Source organism: Pseudoalteromonas sp. 3D05 (assembly GCF_002723455.1).
Classification (GTDB): domain Bacteria; phylum Pseudomonadota; class Gammaproteobacteria; order Enterobacterales; family Alteromonadaceae; genus Pseudoalteromonas.
Map to the genome: position 1 here is coordinate 8,261 of NZ_PDUS01000022.1, position 22,817 is coordinate 31,077.

23 protein-coding genes and 1 pseudogene are annotated in these 22,817 nt (G+C 39.4%); 14 read left to right on the forward strand and 10 right to left on the reverse strand.

The features are described from left to right. Positions 1-110: 110 nt before the first annotated feature. The 5 genes from CSC79_RS17450 to cmoA all read right to left on the reverse strand — a co-directional run bounded on the left by CSC79_RS17450 (position 111) and on the right by cmoA (position 4,503). Complete coding sequence (locus CSC79_RS17450; RefSeq protein ID WP_237114057.1) at positions 111-902, reverse strand: DUF3108 domain-containing protein; 792 nt, start codon at positions 900-902, stop codon at positions 111-113. Beyond that, a complete protein-coding gene (gene purN, locus CSC79_RS17455; protein WP_099297023.1) occupies positions 859-1,506 on the reverse strand; it encodes a phosphoribosylglycinamide formyltransferase in 648 nt (215 codons plus the stop codon). Before purN ends, CSC79_RS17450 begins: the two co-directional genes overlap by 44 nt. Beyond that, complete coding sequence (purM, locus tag CSC79_RS17460; RefSeq protein WP_099297024.1) at positions 1,506-2,558, reverse strand: phosphoribosylformylglycinamidine cyclo-ligase; 1,053 nt, start codon at positions 2,556-2,558, stop codon at positions 1,506-1,508. Before purM ends, purN begins: the two co-directional genes overlap by 1 nt. 235 nt (positions 2,559-2,793) lie before the next feature. Then, a complete protein-coding gene (gene cmoB / locus CSC79_RS17465; protein ID WP_099297025.1) occupies positions 2,794-3,762 on the reverse strand; it encodes a tRNA 5-methoxyuridine(34)/uridine 5-oxyacetic acid(34) synthase CmoB in 969 nt (322 codons plus the stop codon). 15 nt (positions 3,763-3,777) lie between these two features. Continuing rightward, positions 3,778-4,503 (reverse strand): carboxy-S-adenosyl-L-methionine synthase CmoA, encoded by a 726-nt coding sequence (gene cmoA / locus CSC79_RS17470; protein WP_099297026.1) that lies wholly within the window; start codon positions 4,501-4,503, stop codon positions 3,778-3,780. Positions 4,504-4,620: 117 nt separating this feature from the next. Between cmoA and CSC79_RS17475 the strand changes: the two genes are divergently transcribed. Beyond that, entirely contained in the window at positions 4,621-5,307 is a 687-nt protein-coding gene (locus CSC79_RS17475; protein ID WP_099297027.1) for a DUF3334 family protein, read from the forward strand. Between the two features lie 58 nt (positions 5,308-5,365). Here CSC79_RS17475 and bcp read toward each other — a convergent pair whose 3' ends face one another. Together bcp and CSC79_RS17485 are read right to left on the reverse strand one after the other, a co-directional pair. Then, complete coding sequence (gene bcp / locus CSC79_RS17480) at positions 5,366-5,842, reverse strand: thioredoxin-dependent thiol peroxidase (protein WP_099297028.1); 477 nt, start codon at positions 5,840-5,842, stop codon at positions 5,366-5,368. A gap of 10 nt (positions 5,843-5,852) precedes the next feature. Then, positions 5,853-6,386 carry an ACT domain-containing protein gene (locus tag CSC79_RS17485; protein WP_099297029.1) on the reverse strand — a complete coding sequence of 178 codons (534 nt, stop codon included), beginning with the start codon at positions 6,384-6,386 and terminating at the stop codon, positions 5,853-5,855. A gap of 344 nt (positions 6,387-6,730) precedes the next feature. Between CSC79_RS17485 and bamC the strand changes: the two genes are divergently transcribed. Continuing rightward, a complete protein-coding gene (bamC, locus tag CSC79_RS17490; protein WP_099297030.1) occupies positions 6,731-7,792 on the forward strand; it encodes an outer membrane protein assembly factor BamC in 1,062 nt (353 codons plus the stop codon). 67 nt (positions 7,793-7,859) lie between these two features. Next, complete coding sequence (locus CSC79_RS17495; RefSeq protein WP_099297031.1) at positions 7,860-9,248, forward strand: YjiH family protein; 1,389 nt, start codon at positions 7,860-7,862, stop codon at positions 9,246-9,248. Between the two features lie 60 nt (positions 9,249-9,308). Here the strand turns inward: CSC79_RS17495 and CSC79_RS17500 are convergent, their stop codons facing one another. Beyond that, positions 9,309-11,678, reverse strand: a complete 2,370-nt coding sequence (locus CSC79_RS17500; RefSeq protein ID WP_099297032.1) for a GGDEF domain-containing protein — start codon at positions 11,676-11,678, stop codon at positions 9,309-9,311. A 222-nt stretch (positions 11,679-11,900) separates the two neighbouring features. Between CSC79_RS17500 and pyrC the strand changes: the two genes are divergently transcribed. From pyrC to CSC79_RS17550, 10 genes are all read left to right on the forward strand, one after another. Then, a complete protein-coding gene (gene pyrC / locus CSC79_RS17505; protein ID WP_099297033.1) occupies positions 11,901-12,953 on the forward strand; it encodes a dihydroorotase in 1,053 nt (350 codons plus the stop codon). 310 nt (positions 12,954-13,263) lie between these two features. Continuing rightward, the gene (locus CSC79_RS17510; RefSeq protein ID WP_016707789.1) at positions 13,264-13,473 is read left to right on the forward strand and encodes a cold-shock protein; all 210 of its coding nucleotides are present in this window, start codon (positions 13,264-13,266) and stop codon (positions 13,471-13,473) included. A gap of 394 nt (positions 13,474-13,867) precedes the next feature. After that, positions 13,868-14,479 carry a response regulator transcription factor gene (locus CSC79_RS17515; RefSeq protein ID WP_099297034.1) on the forward strand — a complete coding sequence of 204 codons (612 nt, stop codon included), beginning with the start codon at positions 13,868-13,870 and terminating at the stop codon, positions 14,477-14,479. Positions 14,480-14,941: 462 nt separating this feature from the next. Then, positions 14,942-15,712 carry a DUF3450 domain-containing protein gene (locus tag CSC79_RS17520; RefSeq protein WP_099297035.1) on the forward strand — a complete coding sequence of 257 codons (771 nt, stop codon included), beginning with the start codon at positions 14,942-14,944 and terminating at the stop codon, positions 15,710-15,712. A gap of 6 nt (positions 15,713-15,718) precedes the next feature. Next, positions 15,719-17,083: a MotA/TolQ/ExbB proton channel family protein gene (locus tag CSC79_RS17525; RefSeq protein ID WP_099297036.1), complete on the forward strand. Its 1,365-nt coding sequence runs from the start codon at positions 15,719-15,721 to the stop codon at positions 17,081-17,083. Then, positions 17,083-17,607, forward strand: a complete 525-nt coding sequence (locus tag CSC79_RS17530; RefSeq protein ID WP_087531730.1) for a MotA/TolQ/ExbB proton channel family protein — start codon at positions 17,083-17,085, stop codon at positions 17,605-17,607. The genes CSC79_RS17525 and CSC79_RS17530 overlap by 1 nt, the downstream gene beginning before the upstream one ends. A 14-nt stretch (positions 17,608-17,621) precedes the next feature. Next, positions 17,622-18,026, forward strand: coding sequence for a biopolymer transporter ExbD (locus CSC79_RS17535; protein ID WP_087531729.1), 405 nt, complete (start codon positions 17,622-17,624; stop codon positions 18,024-18,026). Then, positions 18,026-18,643, forward strand: coding sequence for an energy transducer TonB (locus CSC79_RS17540; RefSeq protein WP_099297037.1), 618 nt, complete (start codon positions 18,026-18,028; stop codon positions 18,641-18,643). Before CSC79_RS17535 ends, CSC79_RS17540 begins: the two co-directional genes overlap by 1 nt. A 10-nt stretch (positions 18,644-18,653) precedes the next feature. After that, entirely contained in the window at positions 18,654-19,913 is a 1,260-nt protein-coding gene (locus CSC79_RS17545; RefSeq protein ID WP_099297038.1) for a tetratricopeptide repeat protein, read from the forward strand. Positions 19,914-20,030: 117 nt separating this feature from the next. Further along, entirely contained in the window at positions 20,031-21,086 is a 1,056-nt protein-coding gene (locus CSC79_RS17550) for a hypothetical protein (protein ID WP_099297039.1), read from the forward strand. Position 21,087: 1 nt separating this feature from the next. On the opposite strand, the gene CSC79_RS17555 is transcribed toward CSC79_RS17550, so the two are convergent. Both CSC79_RS17555 and CSC79_RS17560 read right to left on the reverse strand, forming a co-directional pair. Further along, on the reverse strand, positions 21,088-21,429 hold the full coding sequence (locus CSC79_RS17555; RefSeq protein ID WP_099297040.1) for a conjugal transfer protein TraR: 342 nt from the start codon (positions 21,427-21,429) through the stop codon (positions 21,088-21,090). A 72-nt stretch (positions 21,430-21,501) separates the two neighbouring features. Then, a complete protein-coding gene (locus CSC79_RS17560) occupies positions 21,502-22,458 on the reverse strand; it encodes a tRNA-dihydrouridine synthase (protein WP_099297041.1) in 957 nt (318 codons plus the stop codon). A gap of 168 nt (positions 22,459-22,626) precedes the next feature. Here CSC79_RS17560 and CSC79_RS20290 point away from each other — a divergent pair. Beyond that, positions 22,627-22,817, forward strand: a pseudogene (locus CSC79_RS20290) (hypothetical protein); the annotation flags it as partial.

A 22,817-nucleotide genomic window follows, 5' to 3' on the forward strand; every position in this document is an offset into this window, starting at 1 on the left:
GTCAGCCGTCAGCCGTCAGTTTCAAGTTTGAATTAGTTATAAATCGTAAAATAAAAAGCCCAAGTTATGATTGTCATACTTGGGCCTTTTATTCTATCTAGGAAACAAATTTACTCTGGGGCTGTTGCGCTTTTTACAGCTTCTGGGACAGCAACAGGGCTGGTGACAGTGAAAGACTTCATCTGTACTTCAAATTGTTCTACCCCTTTTTCACCCTTCCACATTCTAACTAACATATAGTCCATTTCTGGAGCAAACCAAGCGAGTGCTTGGCGCTTGTCATTGTCGTAAAGGCGTTTTACTTTTATCGCTTCTATATTGCCTATAGGCAGTGAAATCATTTCTTTGCCAACCACTTCGAAGTTGTAGTCACGGCAATTCCCTTTTTTATCTACTAGCGGGTAAGATAAGTTGGTCTTGCCCTTTTTAAGATCTGCTCGAACTTGTACTTGGTATGAAATTGAGTCTTGGAAATGTTCACTCCATTCACATTTTATAGGGTATTTACTTTCACTACTGTTGACGAGCTTGTCTGTGTTATTGAATGCTAAAGTATATTCTTTATCAGGACCGGTGCCTGTTCGGATCATGCTGTAATCCACTGGAGATACTTTATTTTTGCTAAAAGTAAAATTGGAGGTCTCTTTACGAGAATCTGAAAATATCATCCACTCAATATCACTGTGGTAACTCACTTGGTAATTGTTATCAGCGAGCTTTTTTAAGGTACGCACACCCTGACCATGATTTTCACCCTTGCGTAAAATGTCATAGTTGGCTTCGAATTGGGTGAGTTCACCTGCGATTAAACTGGTAGGAAGTAAAGTGCCCGCACACAAAAGTAGGGCACTTAATTTTTTATTGTGGGTAATCTGCGCCGTGTGTTGGGAGTTTGTTTTCATCAAGAACTGCATAATCTGCTTCCATCGTAAGTCGTTGTTCACTGAACCATTTGACCACCAAAGGATAGATTATATGTTCTTGCGCATGCACACGCTTAGCTAGTGTATCTGCAGTATCATCTGCCAACACCGGTACTTTGGCTTGAAGAATAACCGGACCGCCGTCTAACTCTTCAGTGACAAAGTGCACACTTACGCCATGAACGTCATCTTTTGCATCAATTGCTCTTTGGTGGGTATTCAGACCCTGATACTTAGGCAACAAAGAAGGATGAATGTTCAACATTTTTCCTTTAAATTTTTGCACTAAGCTAGGAGTAAGAATACGCATAAAACCAGCTAATACAACCAAATTTGGTGCAAAAGAGTCAATAACGTCCATTAATTTAGCATCATAGGCTTCGCGCGAGTCAAAATCTTTATGGCTGAGCACTGCGGTTGCAATGCCAGCCTGTTTTGCTCGCTCAAGGCCATAAGCGTCTGCTTTATTACTAACTACAGCCGCTATGTTTGCGTTTATCTCGCCATTATTACAGGCATCAATGATGGCTTGTAAATTTGAGCCACTACCTGAAATTAAGACTACTAGACGAGAAGGGGCCATTAATCACGGCCGCCTAGGATTTCTACTTGTTCTTCGCCTGCTTTAGCATCTTGAATTTCACCAAGGTGCCATGCATCTTCACCAAGTTCTTTTAATATGCTTAAGCTTTGCTCAAGTTTGTCAGCAGGAACCACTAAAACCATACCTACACCACAGTTAAATGTGCGGTACATTTCATGCGTCGTGATGTTACCGTTTTCCTGCAACCAGTTAAAGATACCCGGCCACTGCCAGCTATCACCTTTTACTACTGCTTTTGCAGATTCAGGTAACACACGTGGGATATTTTCCCAAAAGCCACCACCAGTGATATGCGAAAGGGCATGCACATCTACTTGCTTAAACAGCTCAAGTAACTGTTTAACGTAAATTCGTGTAGGTTCAAGTAGTGTTTCGCCAAGTGTTTTACCTTCAAATTCAGCATTAGTATCAGCATTTGATACTTCTAGAACCTTACGAATTAACGAAAAGCCATTTGAATGAGGACCGCTTGATGCAAGTGCGATTAGTTGATCCCCAGACGCGACTTTAGTGCCATCAATAATATTTGCTTTTTCAACAACACCAGTACAAAAACCAGCCATGTCGTAATCTTCGCCATCATACATACCTGGCATTTCAGCAGTTTCACCACCGATCAAAGCACAGCCAGAAAGCTCACAGCCTTTGCCAATACCCGTTACAACATCTGCAGCTGTATCAACATCAAGCTTGCCTGTAGCGTAGTAGTCTAAGAAAAATAATGGCTCAGCACCTTGAACGATAAGGTCATTCACACACATTGCAACTAAGTCGATGCCAACAGTATCGTGCTTCTTAAGATCAATCGCTAAACGTAATTTAGTACCAACACCGTCAGTGCCAGCAACTAATACTGGTTGTTTGTAACCTTCAGGAATTTCGCAAAGTGCGCCAAAGCCACCAATTCCGCCCATAACTTCAGGACGACGGGTTTTTTTAACTACGCCTTTAATACGCTCAACAAGTGCGTTACCGGCATCGATATCTACGCCCGCGTCTTTATAACTTAGAGACTGTTTTTGTTCGCTCACAGGATTTCCTCAAAAAAGTTGCATGGTTTTGCATGTGTATGCTTAGAAACGCGCGTATTTTACAACAATTGCGAAGGCGCGGCTAGCGCAAATATAACTTTAACATTCTTGACAAGGACAGTTGTCCGCATAATTCGACAAAGGTACTAATAAATGGTTTACAGGGTAATGTTTTAGCGTCGATGATTGCCTCGACGCTAAATTATAGGGAATTGCTAGAACCTAAAACCTAAAACTAGGCTTTAGCCGTTAAAATTGCACGCAGTGGTGCAGGGTAGCCTTCAATTGTTTTACTGGTATCATTAGGGTCTAAAAAGTCGATCAGTGATTCATTTTCCATCCAGTCTGACTTACGTTGTTCTTCAAGTGTAGTTATTGCACAATCCTTAACGTGTACATCTTTAAAGCCAACGCGCTCCATCCAAAGCTTTAACGCGGCGGTGCTTGGAATAAACCATACATTACGCATCTTTGCATAGCGGTCAGTGGGGACAAGCACTGTGTTTTCATCACCTTCTATCACGAGTGTCTCAAGCACTAATTCACCACCAGGGCGAAGTTGTGCTTTTAATTGTGCTAAAAAGTCTATTGGCGAGCGGCGGTGATAAAGCACGCCCATTGAAAAAACCGTGTCAAATGCTTTTAACTCTGGAAGAGCTTCAACACCGAGTGGAAGTAAATGAACATTTTCATCAGGGTTGAAATGTTTAATCGCTTGAAACTGACACAAAAATAAATCAGACGGGTCTATACCAACAACAAAGTCAGCGCCTTCACCGCGCATACGCCATAAGTGATAACCTGAGCCGCAACCAATATCTAAAACGGTACGCCCTTTAAGAGGCTCTATATGGGGTAATAATCTGTCCCATTTCCAATCGCTGCGCCATTCGGTGTCAATCTCAACTCCATGCACGCTAAAAGGGCCTTTGCGCCACGGCATCATTCGCTTGAGCAGGTGTGTCGTTTGCTTTTGCTGCCCTTGAGTCATTTCACCCGCTACACCAATTTCAACTTTATCGGTGATATTTACGTGCTGAGTGTGAACTTCAGGTAAGTTTTTTAACACTTTTTGCCATTTAGGTAAGTCACCGTGGCTGGCCTCATTCTGCCAATGCTTTAATTGACTCGGAAGTGTTTCTAGCCAGTGACTAAGGGGAGTTTGTGCAATTGCAGCGTAAAACTGGTTGAACCATGAAGACATTACATATTTCCTAAATTACTTTATTGCAACTAATGAGCAAAAGTTAAAACATTGATACCACACTTGAGTTTGACTAAAGCCAATCTCTTTTAGGCGAGAATAATGCTCGCTCAATGTATCAGGTCGCATTACATTTTCAATAGCCGTGCGCTTTTGACTTATTTCTAATTCTGAATAGCCGTTGTGACGTTTAAAATCATGATGCAAATCAATGAGCAAATTATCGCATTGTTCATTTTCGCCTTTTACTTTTTCACTTAGTAGCAATACACCGCCCGGTTTTAAATTAGCGTAAATTTTCTCAAGCACGGCGTAACGCTGTGCAGGCGGAATAAACTGAAGAGTAAAGTTCATCGCCACTACAGAAGCATTTTCGATATTAATTTCGTTAATATCACCAAGTGTAACAGTAACGGGTACTTCAGAGCGAAAACCTTGCAGATGCAGTTTGCAACGTTCAACCATGGCCTCTGAATTATCTACAGCGATAATATGGCAGTTATCGGTACGAATATTTCTACGCATACTGAGCGTAACAGCACCTAATGAACAACCAAGGTCATATAAATTAGAGTTACTTTGCGCATATTCCCCCGCTAGTTTGCCCATAGTACTGACAATAGTTGCATAACCCGGCACCGAACGCTGGATCATATCAGGAAAAACTTCTACGACATTTTGGTCAAAGCTAAAATCTTTAACCGCTTGCTCTGTGGCATAAATACTGTCTTTTACAGTCACACAAACAGTCTCATTTGAAAATAATAGCGCTATTTTAACATTTTATACTGGATAGTCAGTGATAATTTCAGTAGCTTGGCTAGAATATTAGATAACAAGTATAAAAAGAGAAGTTCAATGGCAAAAAGTAAAGTGATTAGCACTGATGATATATTAGCTACATTGTGTCATTCAGTGACTGGCGTATTGTCATCAGCAAGTGGTAATAGTATTAGCTACTCGGCGATGGTACAAAAGATAACCCGCACGTGCATGCGACCTGACATAGGTTGTTTTGTGTTATTTGATGGTGGTTTTACTGGTCTGGTAATTACAAATTTCACCTCGCAAGCAGCGATGGAAATATACCATGACTACATGCGTAGCATGGGTATGCCTGAAGAAGAAATTGCGCACAGTCATTTATCGGATGATGTTTCAAATGTGCTTGGTGAACTAATGAACCAAATTGTAGGCGATTTCACTTCCAAAGTGCGTGAGCAGTTACATACATCTATCACGCAAAATCAACCAAAAATGATGGCAATTAATAAACAAGTGCAAATTTCAGTTGATACCACAATGGATCGACCGCAAGCACGAAGAGTGACGTTTACAACTTCAAAGCAAAATATTTTTTATCTAGAGTTGGCAATGGACAAAACAGAGTTTATAAAATTGCATGACTTTGATATCAGTGAAGCCGTTGACCCAGATGACATCATTGCTAATGAAGCTAAACAAAAAGAAGAGAAAGAAAATGCAGCCAAAACAAGTGCAGTAGAAGATGCTGACGATGATTTTATGGCTGATTTAGGATTGTAAAAATTTTTACTATATAAGCAGTAACCCCGGATTGTAATCCGGGGAAGGCTTATTGGTACTATGAATTTAAGTAATCAAGTACAACTTGATGGTGGTCTTTTGTTTTAAATTTATCAAACAGATGCTTAATTTTACCATCTTGACCAATCAAAAAGCTTAAGCGGTGGATTCCATCGTATTCCTTACCCATAAACTTTTTATAACCCCAAACACCAAAAGCTTCAGCAATTGCGTGATCTTCATCAGAAAGCAAATCAAAGTTTAGTTCTTTTTTAGTCTCAAAGTTTTTTAATCGCTTGACTGGATCTGGGCTTATACCAACAACACGAGTATTTAGCTTAGCAAGCTCTGCTTTTTCGTCACGTAAGTTTTCAGCCTGTACAGTACATCCTGGTGTTGATGCTTTTGGGTAAAAATAGACTAATACTTGCTGCTCTTTTAGTAGCTCAGAGAGTGTAACGGTTTCACCATCTTGGTTCTGTAAGCTAAACGCAGGGGCAGTGTCACCAGCATTTAATGGGTTAATTAAGTTCATATTATTCTCCTTAGCGAATACGTCTAAAAATATAATCTACGTTCAGTGTACGAGAGAGCGTTTCAAAAGCGATCTTAAATTCATCAATATCTACATCAATTGGGATGTTGAACTCGAGCTCGCAGCGCATAACAGTGTTATCTTCTTCATCATAGGTATCTGATTTTAAAGAGCAGATGCTAATCTGACTATCGGCAAAAAAACGGGTCACTTTACTTAGCGTACCAGGAGTGTCAATGCCCGTATATTCAAGCGTGTAGCCGGCGCAAAACTCAGATTGAGTATGACTCGAAGTGCGCTTCATCATAGTTAGCAATCCAAGTTCCATACTTTTAACGGGTAATGTATGTTCAATACGGCTTATTGCTGACATGTCGCCTGACAATAACATGATGAATGTGAATTCATTGCCTAAAATTGCAATGCGACTGTCAATGATATTGCAATGGCAATCGCTGACTAATTGCGTTAACTCACTAACAATCCCTGGGCGATCTTCGCCGATAGCAGTCAATACGATTTGATGATTTGAAAAAGCAGTCATGAATTCAAGTACCTAGGTTATATTAATAATAACAGCCGCAGTGAGCTAAACGAGTAAATGTAAATGCACGGCGGCGAAGTTTAGCACAAATCGACGTTTAAACTACAACCCATATCAATTAAGGTACTTTTAAAGGGCAGTGTTTCTTGTTTTTAACAGCATGGGAAAGTACCATAGTCAAAATTTTGCATAACCATTGGCTTATTTTAGGTTAATGTCCTGTAAGTGGGGTGTGCATAAAATAATAATTGTAGAGTTAATCTTGACTTTACACTGAACCAAATCGGTATTACCCACTCATATACTTGTTAAAACAATTAAGGGTATGCTAAGGAGAATTATCTGTGCAGTATTGGATCCCAAAAGCGCTTGCAGTAAGTGCATTGGTAAGTTTGTCAGGGTGTGGTGTTTTTACTGACGAGGCACACCATAAACGTAATTATAAAGCAGGTGAGCCGGTTGTGGTGCCAGGTGAATTGGCACAACCGAGACAAGATCCAACTTATAAGATGGAAGTGGCAGAATATGATAACAATCCAGACTCAACCAATTATCGCCCGCCAGCTCAAGTGCTAACTGTTGCTAAAGGCAGCTGGGTCGAAGAAGGTGACAAGCTTCCTCGTATTTATTTTGATAAAAATGATGGCATTACTGAACTGGATGAGTTTGTTTGGCAAGCAGTGCAAAGTGTGTTGTTAGAACGCAAAACAAAAGCGGTCACATTTGATAAGCAAGCTGGAAAACTTGAAACGGATTGGTACGCAATAATTCAACCAGAAGAAGGCTGGTTATGGGACAGTGAGCAAGAAGTATCACAGCAACGCTTTTTATTTACACTGGATCAAAAGTCACATCAAAGAACTGTTTCTTTAAGTAGTAAGTTAGTTGATTACAAAAGCAAAACTGAAAAGTTAACGCCTTTATTGCAACAGCAATTAGAAGTCCGCGCTTTAAACCAAGTTATCGCAGAGTTTGATTATTTATATCGTCAACTAGAGCTTGAGTTACGTAAGAAGCAGGGCATTATCTCGTTAGAGATGGGTTTTGACAACAAAGGTAATGCAGCATTAGTTACAGAGCAAAGTTATAACGACGTATTTGACCGTTTTTCTGGGTTTTTGGAGCGTTTATCATTTACTATTGTTGAAATTGACCAAGACAGAGGTTTGATCACCGCTGATTACAGCAAGCCAGAGTCCAGTGTATGGGATTCTATCTGGGGTGAAGAGTTGTCGGAATTACCAATAGACAATGGTCAATATCAAATTCTTGTTAGTAGTACCAAAGAAGGTGGGACTAGTTTAACGTGGATGGATGACCAAGGGTCTACTTTAGAGCCTGGTACAATGAATGGCTTACAACAAGCGCTAGAAAAAGCATTGCGCCAACGTGGTATAAAAATTTAATAACAAATAAAATAGTTAACACAAAAAGAGCACTTTGCTCTTTTTGTGTTTTTAACAGGTTGAAACTATGTCAAAGACAAACCCGCCCACGCCAAATACTGGTGCAAAACAGCATGATTTTAAAGTGTGGTTCACTTTTTTAATACCCTCATTAATTGGTGTGTTCTTATTTATGACGCCTGTTCCTTCAGGTGAAATAATGACCATTCCAATTGCTGTTATGGCAAAAGGTATTCAAGCTGCATTTAACGATTTTGCATTAGGCCTTATTGCAACAATTATTTGCATTACAGGCGTTATGTCTCTTGTATTCAGTGTCTTTAAGCCTACGATGTTAACCAAATTTCGCTTATTAAATCATTTATTTAATGTGAGTTGGGTTTGGCTAGTAACGCGCTTGTTAGGCACTGTATTTGTATTAATGACCTACTACCAAGTAGGCCCACATGCTATTAACTCTGAGAATACGGGGTTACTCGTTTTAAAGGACTTGCTGCCGGTTTTATTCTCTGTCTTTATTTTAGCTGGCTTGTTATTACCGCTACTATTGAATTTTGGCTTGCTAGAATTAGTCGGGACGCTGTTAACCAAAGTTATGCGCCCTTTATTTGGTGTGCCTGGACGTAGTGCTGTTAACTGCGTAGCATCTTGGTTAGGTGATGGTAGTGTTGGCATACTCATGACAGCACGACAATACGAAGATAAGTATTATACCCAGCGTGAAGCAGCTATAATAGGTACAACCTTTTCTGCCGTATCTATCACGTTTTGCCTGGTTGTCATTGGCCAAGTACAGCTGGAGTATTTATTCGCTCCATTTTATTTAACAGTGTGCTTAGCGGGTGTTGTAGCAGCGATTATCGTCCCACGGCTTCCACCACTTAGTTTTAAAAAAGATGTCTTTATCGATGGAAAAGAGCCTGATGGAAATGCCGAACTTGTTCCTGAAGGGAAAACGCTTTTTAAACATTCGCTTGATGTAGCATTAGATAAAGCAGATAAAGCCCCAGGGATCAAAGGCACTATCGAAGAGGGCGTTCATAATGCACTCGATATGGTCTTTGCTGTATTGCCTGTGGTAATGGCTGTCGGAACATTTGCGCTAATTATCGCCGAGTATACGCCTATCTTTCAATACCTAGGTATGCCATTCATTCCATTCCTTGAATTATTACGCGTGCCAGAAGCTGAAGCAGCCGCACAAACTATCATGGTGGGTTTTGCCGATATGTTTATACCTTCTATATTAGCAGCAGGCTCTATAGAAAGTGACGTAACGCGTTTTATTATAGCTGCTATGAGTGTGACGCAGTTAATATATATGTCTGAAGTAGGTGCTTTACTGTTAGGTAGTAAGATACCTGTTAATATCTTTGAACTATTCATTATATTTATTTTAAGAACACTGGTTACTTTACCTGTCATCGCTTTAATGGCGCACTGGTTAGTTGGTTAATAGCTAATGTTGATAAAAAAGCCCTGAATTTTCAGGGCTTTTTTGTGTCTTAAAGGTGAATTAAAGAGGCTTATCTATCAAGCTTATCGCTTCAAGGGCAGGTAATGGCTTAGACTTTAAAAAGCCTTGGCCAAAGTCGCACTGTGTATTTTGTAAAATAGCTAATTGTTCGTTTGTTTCTATTCCTTCAGCAACAACATCCAATTTTAAAGACGATGCAAGGGATAGAATGGCGCCCACAAGTGGATTAGAGTCACCCTGTAGATTATCTATAAAGCTTTTATCTATCTTTAGCACATGAATAGGTAGTTGGTGCAAATAACCAAGTGCTGAATACCCTGTGCCAAAATCATCTAGGCAAAGTTTTACTTTTAAAGGGGCTAGCCCCTCGATGATCTGAGTCGCTAATTCTAGGTTTTCAATTAATCCAGATTCGGTAATTTCTAAACATAAAGAGCCAAGCGGTAATTGATACTTATTATATATGGAGTGAATTTGTGGAACAAAATCGAGGCTGGCAAAGTGTCTTGATGATACATTTACTGTAACTCTTAAGAAGCGCTTTTTTTGTGACACCCAAGCCGCAATTTGTTGTCCTGCCAAATCGAGTAAATGTAGATCTAAATTTATTATTTGGCCGGTATTTTCAGCTACAGGGATAAAGTCGTTTGGAGAAACAAAACCTTTATTAGGGTGATGCCATCTTACTAAAGCTTCAAAGCCAATTATTTCACTGCTCTGAATTGTAAATATAGGCTGGTAAAACAGTTCAAATTCATTGTGTTCAATACCATGTTGCAAGTCATTTTCAATATCAGCATGAGTTTTTAGTTTTTTCCGCATTGTACCGTTAAAAAACCTCACTTGACCGCGTCCCGTTGACTTCGCTTCATACATTGCGGCATCAGCATGTTGAAGCAATTTATATGCTTCATCTTCGCTGCTTTGGGTAAATGCAACGCCAATACTCGTTGAGGCTTGTAGTAAATGGCCGTCAACATTTAATGGTTTAGATAAAACGGTTTCAATTCTGCTCAAAGCTTCATTAACTTGATTTTTATGGCTAATATTTTCCATAAAAATAGCAAATTCGTCCCCCCCTAATCGCGAAAATGTATCCGTGTTGCGAATCGTTCCTTTGATTAACTCACAAATAGCAATTAAAAAGTGATCACCAACTTCATGGCCCAAAGAATCATTGATACTTTTGAAGCGGTCAAAGTCGAGATAAAGTAAGCAATGACTCACCTTTTTAGGTTCTCTAGCTAATTTTAAAATAGCGTGCTTCATTCGTTCGATTAATAATGAGCGATTTGCTAAGCCTGTTAGTTCATCATGTAAAGCCCGATGCTCTAAAGCTTGGCGGGACAGTTGCCTGTCTATTGCCATGCTAATTTGGCGGCTTACGTAGGTTAAAATATTTCTGTCATGTTCACTGTAGTGGTATTTCTCTTGGTAGCTTTGTACCACGATCACACCTGTTGTGTGATCATTCACATCAAAGGGTACACCAAGCCAGGATTCTGAAGGACGACCAACCATTTTAAAATGGCCTGCATCAATATGCTGCTGATATTCAACTCTATCTAACAGTAAAGACTGTTCTGCGGTTAGCATATAATAAGAAGCCGTGTGCTTTAATTGCTCTTTTGATACTTTTTTATGTGCATTTGAGCGTACACCTTCTTCTATAATATAAACAATCTCAAGCACATCGATGTTTTTATCATATAAACCAACTAAAAAGTTATCTGTGCGAAGCAAGCTGGTCATAATATTATGCAGTGATTCTAAAAATGCGTCCAGATCGCTCGCCTGATACGTTAAGTTAGCAATTTGTAATAAGGTAGTCTCAAGCTTTTGCGCATCATTAAGCTGGTTTACCGTTTTTTGCAGACTTTTTACTGTTCTTACCTGGTTGATTTTTGCACTTAATAAATGCGCCACCGTTGTGAGTATTTCAAGGTGAGCGTCAGTGAAGTAATTTCGAGCAGGGTGTTCGCAGTCGATAACGCCTAATACTTTTGAATTGTAAATAAGTGGCACGCATAACTCAGACATCGCTGGCCGTGCGTCTGCAATGTAACGGACATCAGAGCTGACATCACCAATAATTACTGCTTGACCAGTGGTTGCAACATAACCAGTTATACCTTGATTAAAAGGGATGATATTTCGTTCGATATAGTAGTCTGTTGCAATAGGTGAAACGCCCATCGCTGCGACTTCATGTAACGTGGTACTTTTTTCGTCGGCAAGGTAAATAACGCAATCTACAAAGCCTAAGCGTTTTACAACTTGAGTCGTGACGTACTCAAATAGCTCATCAAGTTCATCAAGCTGCAAAAGACTAGAAGAAAATTGATTGATAATACTCAACTGTTCAGTTTTGAGCTCTAATGGGGTAGGAGAGTCTACATTATTCGACATAAATGAGTCTGAAGCTGTTTATATTTTTAATTATAGTCATACGTTAACTTAATATTAACCAAGGTACAAAAAATATATCAAATACAATTATCAATGCTGTAAAGTGTAGTACACATTGGTGTGATATCAACCAAAGGACTTAAACAAACAAATCGAGGATATTACTTTACTCAGTTGCTCCATATGCCTATGATCAGCTAAATTCAGCCGTGGAAATAAGTAATGTCAAATCAAGAAAATCAAAACACCCATACATTAACCCTTACTCGTCCGGATGATTGGCACGTACATTTACGTGATGGTGATCAGCTTAAAGATACAGTTCGAGATATCAGTCGTTACATGGGCAGGGCAATTATTATGCCTAACCTTGTACCGCCAGCAATATGCACTGAAACAGCATTGTCTTATAGAGACCGAATACTCGCTGCCGGGCCTCAGGGTAATTTTGAACCATTAATGGTGCTTTATTTAACAGATAATACGACAGCAGATGAAATAAAAAAAGCACATGCAACAGGTAAAATTGTTGCAGCAAAAGTATACCCAGCTGGCGCTACTACAAATTCTGATTCGGGTGTTACTTCAATGAAGAAAATCTACCCAGTCCTTGAAGCAATGCAAGAAGTGGGGATGTTATTACTTATACACGGCGAGGTAACTGACTCGTCGATTGATATCTTTGACCGTGAGAAAGTGTTTTTAGACACTATTATGGGCGATGTTGTTAATGACTTCCCTGATTTAAAGATTGTACTTGAACATATCACGACTAAAGATGCGGTTGATTTTGTTAAAAATGCTTCTGATAATGTCGCAGCAACAATTACTGCTCACCACTTACTTTATAATCGTAATCATATGTTAGCAGGAGGGATTAGACCTCACTATTATTGTTTACCAATTTTAAAACGCAATACGCATCAACAAGCGCTTATTGAAGCTGCGACAAGTGGTAGTAAAAAGTTCTTTTTAGGCACTGATTCAGCGCCACACTATAAGGATAAGAAGGAAGCTGCATGTGGTTGCGCAGGCGCTTATACCGCCCATGCAGCACTGGAACTTTATGCAGAAGCATTTGAAGATGCAGACGCTTTGGATAAATTAGAAGGTTTTGCTAGCCATTTTGGGCCAGACTTTTATGGTTTGCCGCGTAATTCAGATACCATTACTTTGGTAAAGCAACCTTGGACTGTGCCAGCTAGCTATCCACTCGGTGGTGACCATGTTGTGCCAATAAAAGCTGAGTCTATTATTGACTGGCAAGTAAAATAAACAGTCAAAATAAAGCCAAAGTCTGGATTTTTTAGCCCTAATATTAGTTTGTAAAGCTGTGTTTAACCCTTTGAATCACAGCTTATAAATTTTTTTTTAATTAATAGAGCTAAAACGGATTTATTGTGTTAACCTTATCTTGCTTTGAGTTTTTGCGTATAGAATTTACGGTTATTGTGCGGCGTGTAAGGTTACCGGTTAATGGTTTTGCTTCTTCCTGTACTATACCCCAACGTTTTTGGGCATTCACTCAGGGAGGATATAGCCAATCTGGCTGAATTTTAATTATTGACTTACAGGAAAATTTAGTATGTCAAACACGGTTACTGGTAAAGTTAAGTTCTTCAACGAAGCTAAAGGCTTCGGTTTTATTGAACAAGAAAATGGTCCTGACGTATTCGTACATTTCAGCGCTATTACAGGCTCAGGTTTTCGCACTCTAAGCGAAGGCCAACAAGTGTCTTTCGGCATCAAGCAAGGTCAAAAAGGCCCTGAAGCTGAGAACGTAGAAGTAGCATAATTTAATTATGTGAACCTAAGTTCATCTTGGTGAAACAGGTCTCTGTTTCACCATAATTCTCCAAAAACCCCCACTACTTCTCATAATCTACTCAATACTAAATTATTAGCTTATATAAATTGATAAATGATTAGTTATGAAATTCATGTAAAGAGTTGTTTAACTCTGTATCAAGTTAGCTAAATTGGGTATTCTCGCACCTCGTTGTAAACTTCCAGTGAAGATTGTTACAGTCTGAAACTAATCAGCTTGTTTTATCTATATTATACTTACGCTATTACTTACTGAGTTCTGTGAAAGTTAATAGAATAAAAATAATGTAAACACGCTACCGATAATCTGGGTTTACACTAAAATTAAGAAATGAGAATACTAAGTAAAGGTTTGCTAGTAAATGAACACAACACATGATGTACTTGTTGTTGATGACCACCCAATGGTCTGCGCAGCGATTAAAACAGCGTTAAGCAAATCAGCTTTAGTAAATGGTATTTATGCAGTAGCAAGCCAAAAGGAAGCACTTGAGTACTTAAGGGTTAATAAGTGTGATTTGATAATACTCGATATCGAACTAGAAGAATCTGATGGGTTTAGCTTGTATAAACGAGCTTGTTTGGCTGGTTACAAAGGGCGTGTGTTATTTTTATCGGCTAAGCAGGATAAGCATATTATCAGAACGGCAGCAAAATTAGGCTCGCAAGGTTTTATAAACAAAGCCGAAAGCCTTGAAAACATAACATCCGCCGTTGAATTAATTTTGAAAGGCTTCACCTTTTTTCCTCAAGAAGATCTCTTAACACATGACAAAGATATCGATCAAATTCTGACGGAAAGAGAATTAACGGTGATGAAACACCTCGTTGAGGGCGCCTCAAATAAGGATATCGGAGAAAAACTGTTTATTAGTAATAAAACGGTGAGTACTTACAAAACGAAAATCTTTGAAAAGTTGGGCGTTGACTCAGTAATCTCTTTAGCAAAACTGGTTGATAACGACTCTTTATAATGGACTTGTTGTAAAGTTCAATTCACAGTGTGCAAATTAGCTTCTAAAAGATGATAAATTACGATTAATTTGTCATCTTTAGCTGAATAAAAACGCTTTTTTACTGAATGACTAAGCTGAAATGAAATTTTTCTAAACTTTTTATGATGCCTAAAACGTAATAATAAAATGTTACATTTATGTTTTGTTATTTTTTTTGCATCTCAAAATAGCTATCAACACTAGCCTTTGCAGAATACTCTACACTATCATTGTTACATTTGTGTTAATCCTTTGTTTTTTTGAATGTTAGCTAAACTTCTTTAGCACAATTTATTTATGGTTAATTCCAAACATCAAGTTGACAGCGTGCATTGCATTTAGCATTATTGGAGGGTTGATATCTATTAAAAGATATCAGGGTTGTCTCCTTCGGGAGGTAATTAAATTATAAAAGTAACATTACTTAATTGGTTGGGAACTATGTCTGTTAAAATCAGAAAGAGTCTTGTAGCAACTGCGTTGGTTGGCGCATTTGCATTTGCAAGCAGCAATGTGATTGCAGATCCTTTGAATGACGTGCAAAAAGCAGGTCAAAAAATTCAAACGGCTGCGGTTAAGTCTCAAACTAAAATTGACAACGTATACGGTCAAACTCAAGAGCTTATCGCTGAGTACCGTGGCATTGTTGATGAAACTGAGCTTTTGAAAGTATACAACGATCATGTTGCACGTTTGGTCGCAGACCAAAATGCACAAATTGAATCGTTTGATCGCCAAATCGCGACTATCGACAACACTAAACAAAACGTTGTGCCTTTGATGTATCGCATGATCGATACGCTTGAGCAATTCATCAAAGCGGACGTTCCGTTTAACATTGAGACTCGTTTAGCGCGTGTTGAAAGATTACGCGAAACAATGGTTTCTTCTTCTGTAACTACTTCAGAAAAATTCCGTCAAGTACTTGAATCATACACAATTGAAGCTGCATACAGCTCTTTAGTTGCTGCGTCTCAAGGTACACTTGAAATCAATGGTAAAACAATCAACGTTGATTTCGGCCAACTAGGTCGTATCACTTATGTTGCTCAATCATTCGATTTGAAGCATGCGTGGGTTTGGGATAACAACACTAAACAGTGGAAAGAATTAGGTGAAGAATACCTAAAACCTGTTAAAGAAGTTATTCGTATGGCGCGTAAGCAAGCGACATTAGAACTTGTTAAACTACCAATCTTTGGCGCGGAGTAATCAATAATGAAGAAACTATTTAAAGGTTTTGCTGTTGCAGCAGTACTATCTGTTTCTGCAGGTACCGCGCTAAATGCACATGCAAATACTGATGCTCTAGATAAAATCCTTGAGCAAGTTAAGCAAGAGCGTATCTCTGAAGGCAAAATCAATAAGCAACGTGAGCAAGAATTTCTTTCAGCTCGTGCTGACAAGCAAGCGTTACTTAATAAAGCGAAAAGCCAGTTGTCTGCTGAAAAAGCACGTGGTGATCGTCTAACTAAAGAATATGCACAAAACGAAAATACAATGAATGAGAAAGCAGCAGCTCTACAAAGTGCACAAGGTACTTTAGGTGAGATGTTTGGTGTTGTTCGTCGTGCTGCACAAGATGCAATCGGTTCAATCGAAGCGTCACTTGTTTCTGCTGAAAAGCCAGGCCGTGCTGAAATTTTACGTTCACTTGCTGCTGCAAAAGAACTACCAACAGTGCGTGAGCTTGAAGAGCTTTGGATTTCACTTCAAACTGAAATGACTGAATCAGCAAAAGTTTCAACATTTGAAACTGAAGTTGCAGGCCTTGACGGTAACTCTTCTGTGAAGAAAGTAACACGTATTGGTAACTTCAACTTAGTTACAGACGATGGCTACTTAATTTATTCACCTGAGACTAAATCAATTCAACCGCTAGGTAAGCAACCAGATGGTTTTATCCTTGCAGGTATTGATGATTTAGCGGCTACTTCTGCTGGTGAATACGCAGGTGTTTACGTGGATCCTACACGTGGTGCTATCTTACGTATCAATACACAGAAAAAATCACTGATGGAATATTACCATCAAGGTGATGTAGTTGGTTATATCATCACAGCTTTATTAGGCTTTGGTTTATTAATCTTCTTAGTTCGTTTTGTTGATTTAACAATCACGACGGGTAAAATTAAGAGCCAACTTAAAAATGTGTCTACACCTAATGCTAACAACCCACTGGGTCGTATCCTTAAAGTGTACCAAGAGAATAAAAACCAAGACGTTGAAAACCTTGAGCTTAAGCTTGATGAAGCGATTCTTCGTGAAACGCCTCGCATCGAAGCGGGTATCAACATCATCAAAATCCTTGCTGCAATCGCGCCACTACTTGGTCTACTAGGTACGGTAATCGGTATGATCTTAACGTTCCAAACAATCACATTGTTCGGTACGGGTGATCCGAAGATCATGGCAGGTAACATCTCTCTAGCACTTGTAACTACTGCGCTAGGTCTAATTGCTGCATTACCACTTATCCTTCTTCACGCTGTTGTAGCGGGTCGCAGTAAGTCGGTACTACACATCCTTGATGAGCAAAGCGCGGGTATCGTTGCTACTCACGCGGAGAAGGAGAAAGCCTAATGCTAGTCCTGATGGAGATCTGGGAATCTATCAGGGATTTTGTTGGCACAGGCGGCCAGGTATTATACGTGGTCGCGATAGCACTCTTTCTTATGTGGGTTTTAATGATTGAGCGCTATTGGTTCTTACTTTCTGAGTTTCCTCGTATGACGAAGGAAATTGTAGGAAAGTGGGATGCCCGCCAAGACACTACGTCTTGGTACGCACACAGAATCCGTGAAGCATGGATTTCTGAAGCGTCTGAAAAATTAGATCAGCGTATGTTGTTGATTAAAACATTAGTAGCTATTTGTCCTTTAATCGGCTTACTAGGTACAGTAACGGGTATGATATCGGTTTTCGAAACGATGGCTACTCAAGGTACTGGTAACGCACGTTTAATGGCATCTGGTATTTCAATGGCAACAATCCCAACAATGGCTGGAATGGTTGCGGCACTATCTGGAGTTTTCTTTAGCTCACGCCTTGAGGCAAGAGCGAGAATGGTGAAAGCCAAACTTATAGATAGCATGCCTCATCACTAGAGAGAGAATTAAATATGGCACGTAAACAACGTTTTCGTGAAGAAGAAGAAGCAGCGGTAGATATGACGCCGATGCTTGACATCGTATTTATCATGCTTATTTTCTTTATCGTAACTACATCGTTCGTTAAAGAGGCTGGTATCGAAGTCAATAAACCAAAAGCGGCCCAAGCTACGAAGCAAAAAAATGCGAACATTTTTATTGCGATTCGTGACAACGGCGAGATCTGGATTGATAAACAGCAAGTTGATGTTGAACGTGTTTCAGCAAAGATCGAAAGTTTATTAGCAGAACAACCTACAGATGTTGTAATTTTGCAAGCTGACAAAGATGCAAAACATGGCACTGTGGTTAAAGTTATGGACCAGATCAAAGCGACGGGTGACAACCTGAGAATTTCAATAGCTGGAGATCAGTAATGATTCGTTTTCTGTTTTCACTGATTGCAGGTGGGGCAGTTACTTTCGGCTTGTTCTACTTCATGGCCTTCCTCATCTCTGGTGGGGCTGACCGTAACACGGAGCAAAAAGAGCAGATCGTAGTCGAAATTATGACGAATCCGCCTGAATCTAAGGTGCAGGAGAGGAAGCGTGTTCCGCCTCCGCCTCCACCACCGCCAAAGCAGCCGCCTAAACCGCAGCCGCCTCAGCCGGAAACTAACAACCCTAATCCGGGTGCTATGTCATTTAACATGGGTAGCATCGATGTGGGAAGTTCGGCTGGTGGCCTAAGTGGTCCAGGTGCATTTGGACGTGACGGTGATGCGACACCTATCGTTCGTATTGAACCAAAATATCCAACACAAGCGGCACGTGATGGTAAAGAAGGTTGGGTACAACTTTCATTCTCAATCGATGAGTTGGGTGGGGTTACAGACGTTGAAGTAATTGACGCAGACCCTAGACGAATCTTTGATAGAGAAGCAAAACGTGCACTTAAAAAGTGGAAGTACCGTCCTAAGATCATTGATGGTAAACCACAGAAGCAAGTTGGCTTACAGGTTCAATTAGACTTTAAACTTAACCAAGGCAATTAAGGAGGCAAGTATGAGAAATTTATCTAAAGTAACAGCACTTGCGGTACTTATGTCTCTCTCAGGTGCAGTGATTACTGCACCGGTTTTAGCTGCGCCAGATTACGCAAAAATTGAAGAGCGTAAAAAAGCAAAAACTAGAATCATGGGTGAGCGCACTGGTAAAAAAGTTTCTAAAGCATTTGAATTTTACAACGAAGACAAGCTTGATGAAGCAATCGCTATGCTGAAAGAGCTTGACCCTTCAGATGACTTTGACAAAGCAATAGTTAACCGCTACCTAGGTAGCATGTATGGTCAAAAAGAGCAGTACAAAACTGCGATCAAACACCTTGAGTTAGCCGTAGCCCCTGATATTTTAAACTTTGCAGATCAAGAGCAAACTTTAAAAACGTTAGGTGATATGTATGCTGGTACAGAGCAATTCAAAAAAGCCAAAGAAGCTTATGTAAGATGGATGGATTTTACTGGTGAAGAAGATGCAACGGTTTATACCCGTATTGCACAAGCTAATTACCAGCTAGAACAATTCCGTGACGTTTTTGAGCCTGCAGATAAAGCAATCAAACTTCAAGAAGAGCCTAAAAAAGGCCCTTACCAACTTAAATTAGGTTCATACTTTGAGCTTAAAGACTATAGCAATATGGTAAAAGTGGGTGAAGAGATTGTTCGTATCTGGCCTGATGACAAAAAAGCATGGGTTAGTTTAGGCAAGTACTACCTTCAGACGGAAGACTATAAAAAAGGTCTTGCGACGATGGAAGTAGCCTACAAAAATGGTTTTTTTGAGACTGAAGTTGATTATAAAGTTTTATCTAACTTCTATTCTTTGAATGAGATCCCTTACAAGGCTGCTAAAGTCCTTGAGGAATCTATCAATGATAAGATTGTGAAGCGAAATAAACAAAATATCAGCGCGATAGCGAGTAACTATCACCGCTCAAAAAATATCGAAGAAGCAGCTAAGTATTATGAAGAAGCCGCTAAGTTTGATGACGATGCTGAACTTTACCGTAAAGCAGGTTCGTTATTACTTCAGTCGCAAAATTATAGTGCTGCCGTTGTTCGTTTGAATAAGGCTCTGGAATTAGGTTCTGACAAAAAAGGAACTATATATACAGATTTAGCTGAAGCTTATTACTATCAAGAAAAGTATAAGCAAGCTTATGCAGCGATTCAAAAAGCAATGGATGACCAACGCACACGTAAGTTTGCAAAAGGTTGGGCTCCATATATTAAAGATAAAGCCGCTCGCAACGGTGTGAAAATTTAATATACATTGCTTTACAGTTTAAAAAGCCCCTTTGGGGCTTTTTTTATTCCTTTTATTTGAACACACATAAATTAATTAAATGCTTCTTATCAAAGAGGCCTCTATTTGGGTTTGAAAATGATAAAATATGTTGGTGTATGCTTGTTAATGTTACTTACAGGGTGCAGTGAGCCTGCAATAAAGTATTCAGATATAGAGCAGGTTAAGCAACAACTAAGAGTACAAAATGAGTTTTTACAGCCTTTAGATACATCAATAGCTAGTGAAATTACACTAGATAGTAAACTACCTTTCTCAGAATCATATTTACTAACTCGCCATGATGTATATCGCTCTTTACGTGCTATGGACCTAACAAAACCACAGCAGCAATTAGCTGATTATTTAAGTATTTCTGAGCGTTTTCCTGCGCGATATTTTCCATGGCCTGCAAATATTAATGTTGTAGAAAATATGTTGAGCAATGACTTAATAACTGATCAGGAAATAGCACAATGGATTGGTTTTACTATCAAACAGCTCTCGTTAGGTTTAGAAAGCAAACTTAAATTGAATAAAATTGAATTAAACAGCCTTAAGTCACATGTTGCAAAATTAGAAGAGATAAAAGGTATTAGTCAAGATATCTCAGTTGCTTTGGAAAGCTTGAGTGACTACTTATCTAGTTATACACCTAGAGGTAGCGTTGGTTTACATGGATTGCCTAATGGCGCGTCATGGTATCAAAGTAAGTTAAATTATTTCGCACAAAAAACAGATGCTCCATTAATTTGGTTAGCTAAAATACAAAACAGAGCAGAATTTTCCAAACAACAGAGGTACACTCAAACTTTCGATGGCGATCACAGCGATTCATTGCTTGAGAAATGGTTAATGTTTAACTCCTATGAATTAATTGCGGGACTTGATTGGGAGCAAAGTTACTATAATTTGCCACTTTCTGCTTCATTACAGATTGAGAAAATGTCTGATTCAGACAAGGCATTTTGGTTAGCGATGATGGAAACCGATTTGGGAATTCATTACCATGCTTGGACTGTGCAACAAGCAAAAGTTAATCTACAAAAACGCATTCAAATGTCAGATAAGCAAGCAGCATATGCAGTTGAAAACCTTGTTTACTTTCCTGCGTTTAGTTTTGCCTTCGCACAGCTGTTAGACAATAAGCTATAACTTATCCCGGGTCACATTTTCTACAGCGTTGGTTAGTTGGGTCATCTAGCAAACGCTGTGCATCAATTTTTTCTTCGCAATCGCAACAATACCCATATTGGCCTATTTCTATTTGGCATACAGCTGCTTCCAACTTTTCTAAGCGTTTAATCAATGCACTGTATTCAGAACCCAATTGCTTATCTGTGAGCTCTAACCATCGCTCTGGGTTATTCGATTCAAGGGTATGTAATAAGCAATGATGGCTAAGGCTGTTCGATTGCGCTAAAGCAGTTAATAGTGACTTACGCTGTGAAGTAAGTTCACTGTTTAAGCGTGCCAAAGTATGTTGTGATTGATTCATAACTTATTTCCTCATTGTACAATGATGGTATTATCCATAATTTAATCGAGGTTAATAATGATGTGTATCAATTTAGGGCGCGATTGCATATTTGTTTAATACCAAAGAAACATCTTCTTTTGTTTTTAAGCGTCGGATTTCGTCAAACAATGTGCTCGCTTGTTTGTATTCACGTTTTAAATAGCCAAGCCATTGTTTTGTCCTTGATGCAAAGTACTTTTCATCTTTACTTGGATCATGGTGCATGGAAGAATGAATAATATGATATAAAATGTTCTCCCACTTAAGACCATCATATTGCTGGCCATTAAAGTGCGCTTTTATTTTTTTTGCCAGATCAGGGTGTGATAATGCACCGCGTCCCAGCATCAGATCAGTGCATGTACTGCGTTGCTGGCACAAAATAGCATCCGACACTTGCCATATTTCACCATTGGCTACAACATCAATAGATTTACCTTTAATTAAAGGCGGGATTTTTTCCCAATATGCCGGTGGGTTATAGCCATCCCTTTTAGTGCGCGCGTGGATTGCAATACTATTAGCCCCTGCGCTTACCACAGCATCTACAATTTCCTGGCTGTTACTATCATCGTCAAAGCCCAATCGAATTTTGGCGCTTACTTGGTGCTCTTGAGGTACCGCGTTGCGGACAGACTTGATTATTTCATACATGTGTTCTGGGTCTTTGAGTAGTACTGCACCACCTTTACTACGGTTGACTGTTTTGGCAGGGCAGCCGAAGTTTAAATCGACACCATGAGACCCTAATTCGACAACTTTTACCGCATTTTCCGCGAGCGCGTCAGCAACTTGACCTAATAGCTGAATACGTACAGGCGTTCCCGCGCGCGTATAGCCATTATTATTAAGCTCAGGACAATATCGATGAAATACCTTATCAGGTAATCGTGCATCAACGACACGTATAAACTCGGTTACACACAAGTCAAAGCCACCAATATCTGTTAGTAATTGGCGCATTTTAAAATCCACAACGCCTTCCATTGGTGCTAAAACTAGTTTCATTAATGTCACATACCTATAAAAAATGGGAAACGTAGTCTACCTGTTCCTCTGTGATTGATAAATCAATATCGGTTAATGAAAAAAATAATATTATTGTTAAATTTTGAAAGTTTTTCCTAAATGGTGGGTCTATTAAGTATACCCGTTGAAGATAGAGAGAATAATATTATGAATACAGCAAAAAAAAATACAGTTGCGTTAGCATTAGGTGCGGTAGTTATCAGCAGTGCAAGCTTGGTGGCAACAACTGCTCAAGCCAATCCGTTTGAGTTTCAAGAATTAGTAACCGGTTACCAGATAGACGCAACAGAAGGTAAGTGTGGTGAAGGTAAATGTGGCGGCCATGCAAAATCAAAAGA

Coding starts and splice junctions, on each gene's coding strand:
- CSC79_RS17450 (WP_237114057.1), bottom strand. CDS start 902: ATGAAAACAAACTCCCAACACACGGCGCAGATTACCCACAATAAAAAA.
- purN (WP_099297023.1), bottom strand. CDS start 1,506: ATGGCCCCTTCTCGTCTAGTAGTCTTAATTTCAGGTAGTGGCTCAAAT.
- cmoB (WP_099297025.1), bottom strand. CDS start 3,762: ATGTCTTCATGGTTCAACCAGTTTTACGCTGCAATTGCACAAACTCCC.
- CSC79_RS17475 (WP_099297027.1), top strand. CDS start 4,621: ATGGCAAAAAGTAAAGTGATTAGCACTGATGATATATTAGCTACATTG.
- bcp (WP_099297028.1), bottom strand. CDS start 5,842: ATGAACTTAATTAACCCATTAAATGCTGGTGACACTGCCCCTGCGTTT.
- CSC79_RS17485 (WP_099297029.1), bottom strand. CDS start 6,386: ATGACTGCTTTTTCAAATCATCAAATCGTATTGACTGCTATCGGCGAA.
- CSC79_RS17495 (WP_099297031.1), top strand. CDS start 7,860: ATGTCAAAGACAAACCCGCCCACGCCAAATACTGGTGCAAAACAGCAT.
- CSC79_RS17500 (WP_099297032.1), bottom strand. CDS start 11,678: ATGTCGAATAATGTAGACTCTCCTACCCCATTAGAGCTCAAAACTGAA.
- pyrC (WP_099297033.1), top strand. CDS start 11,901: ATGTCAAATCAAGAAAATCAAAACACCCATACATTAACCCTTACTCGT.
- CSC79_RS17510 (WP_016707789.1), top strand. CDS start 13,264: ATGTCAAACACGGTTACTGGTAAAGTTAAGTTCTTCAACGAAGCTAAA.
- CSC79_RS17515 (WP_099297034.1), top strand. CDS start 13,868: ATGAACACAACACATGATGTACTTGTTGTTGATGACCACCCAATGGTC.
- CSC79_RS17520 (WP_099297035.1), top strand. CDS start 14,942: ATGTCTGTTAAAATCAGAAAGAGTCTTGTAGCAACTGCGTTGGTTGGC.
- CSC79_RS17525 (WP_099297036.1), top strand. CDS start 15,719: ATGAAGAAACTATTTAAAGGTTTTGCTGTTGCAGCAGTACTATCTGTT.
- CSC79_RS17530 (WP_087531730.1), top strand. CDS start 17,083: ATGCTAGTCCTGATGGAGATCTGGGAATCTATCAGGGATTTTGTTGGC.
- CSC79_RS17535 (WP_087531729.1), top strand. CDS start 17,622: ATGGCACGTAAACAACGTTTTCGTGAAGAAGAAGAAGCAGCGGTAGAT.
- CSC79_RS17540 (WP_099297037.1), top strand. CDS start 18,026: ATGATTCGTTTTCTGTTTTCACTGATTGCAGGTGGGGCAGTTACTTTC.
- CSC79_RS17545 (WP_099297038.1), top strand. CDS start 18,654: ATGAGAAATTTATCTAAAGTAACAGCACTTGCGGTACTTATGTCTCTC.
- CSC79_RS17550 (WP_099297039.1), top strand. CDS start 20,031: ATGATAAAATATGTTGGTGTATGCTTGTTAATGTTACTTACAGGGTGC.
- CSC79_RS17555 (WP_099297040.1), bottom strand. CDS start 21,429: ATGAATCAATCACAACATACTTTGGCACGCTTAAACAGTGAACTTACT.
- CSC79_RS17560 (WP_099297041.1), bottom strand. CDS start 22,458: ATGAAACTAGTTTTAGCACCAATGGAAGGCGTTGTGGATTTTAAAATG.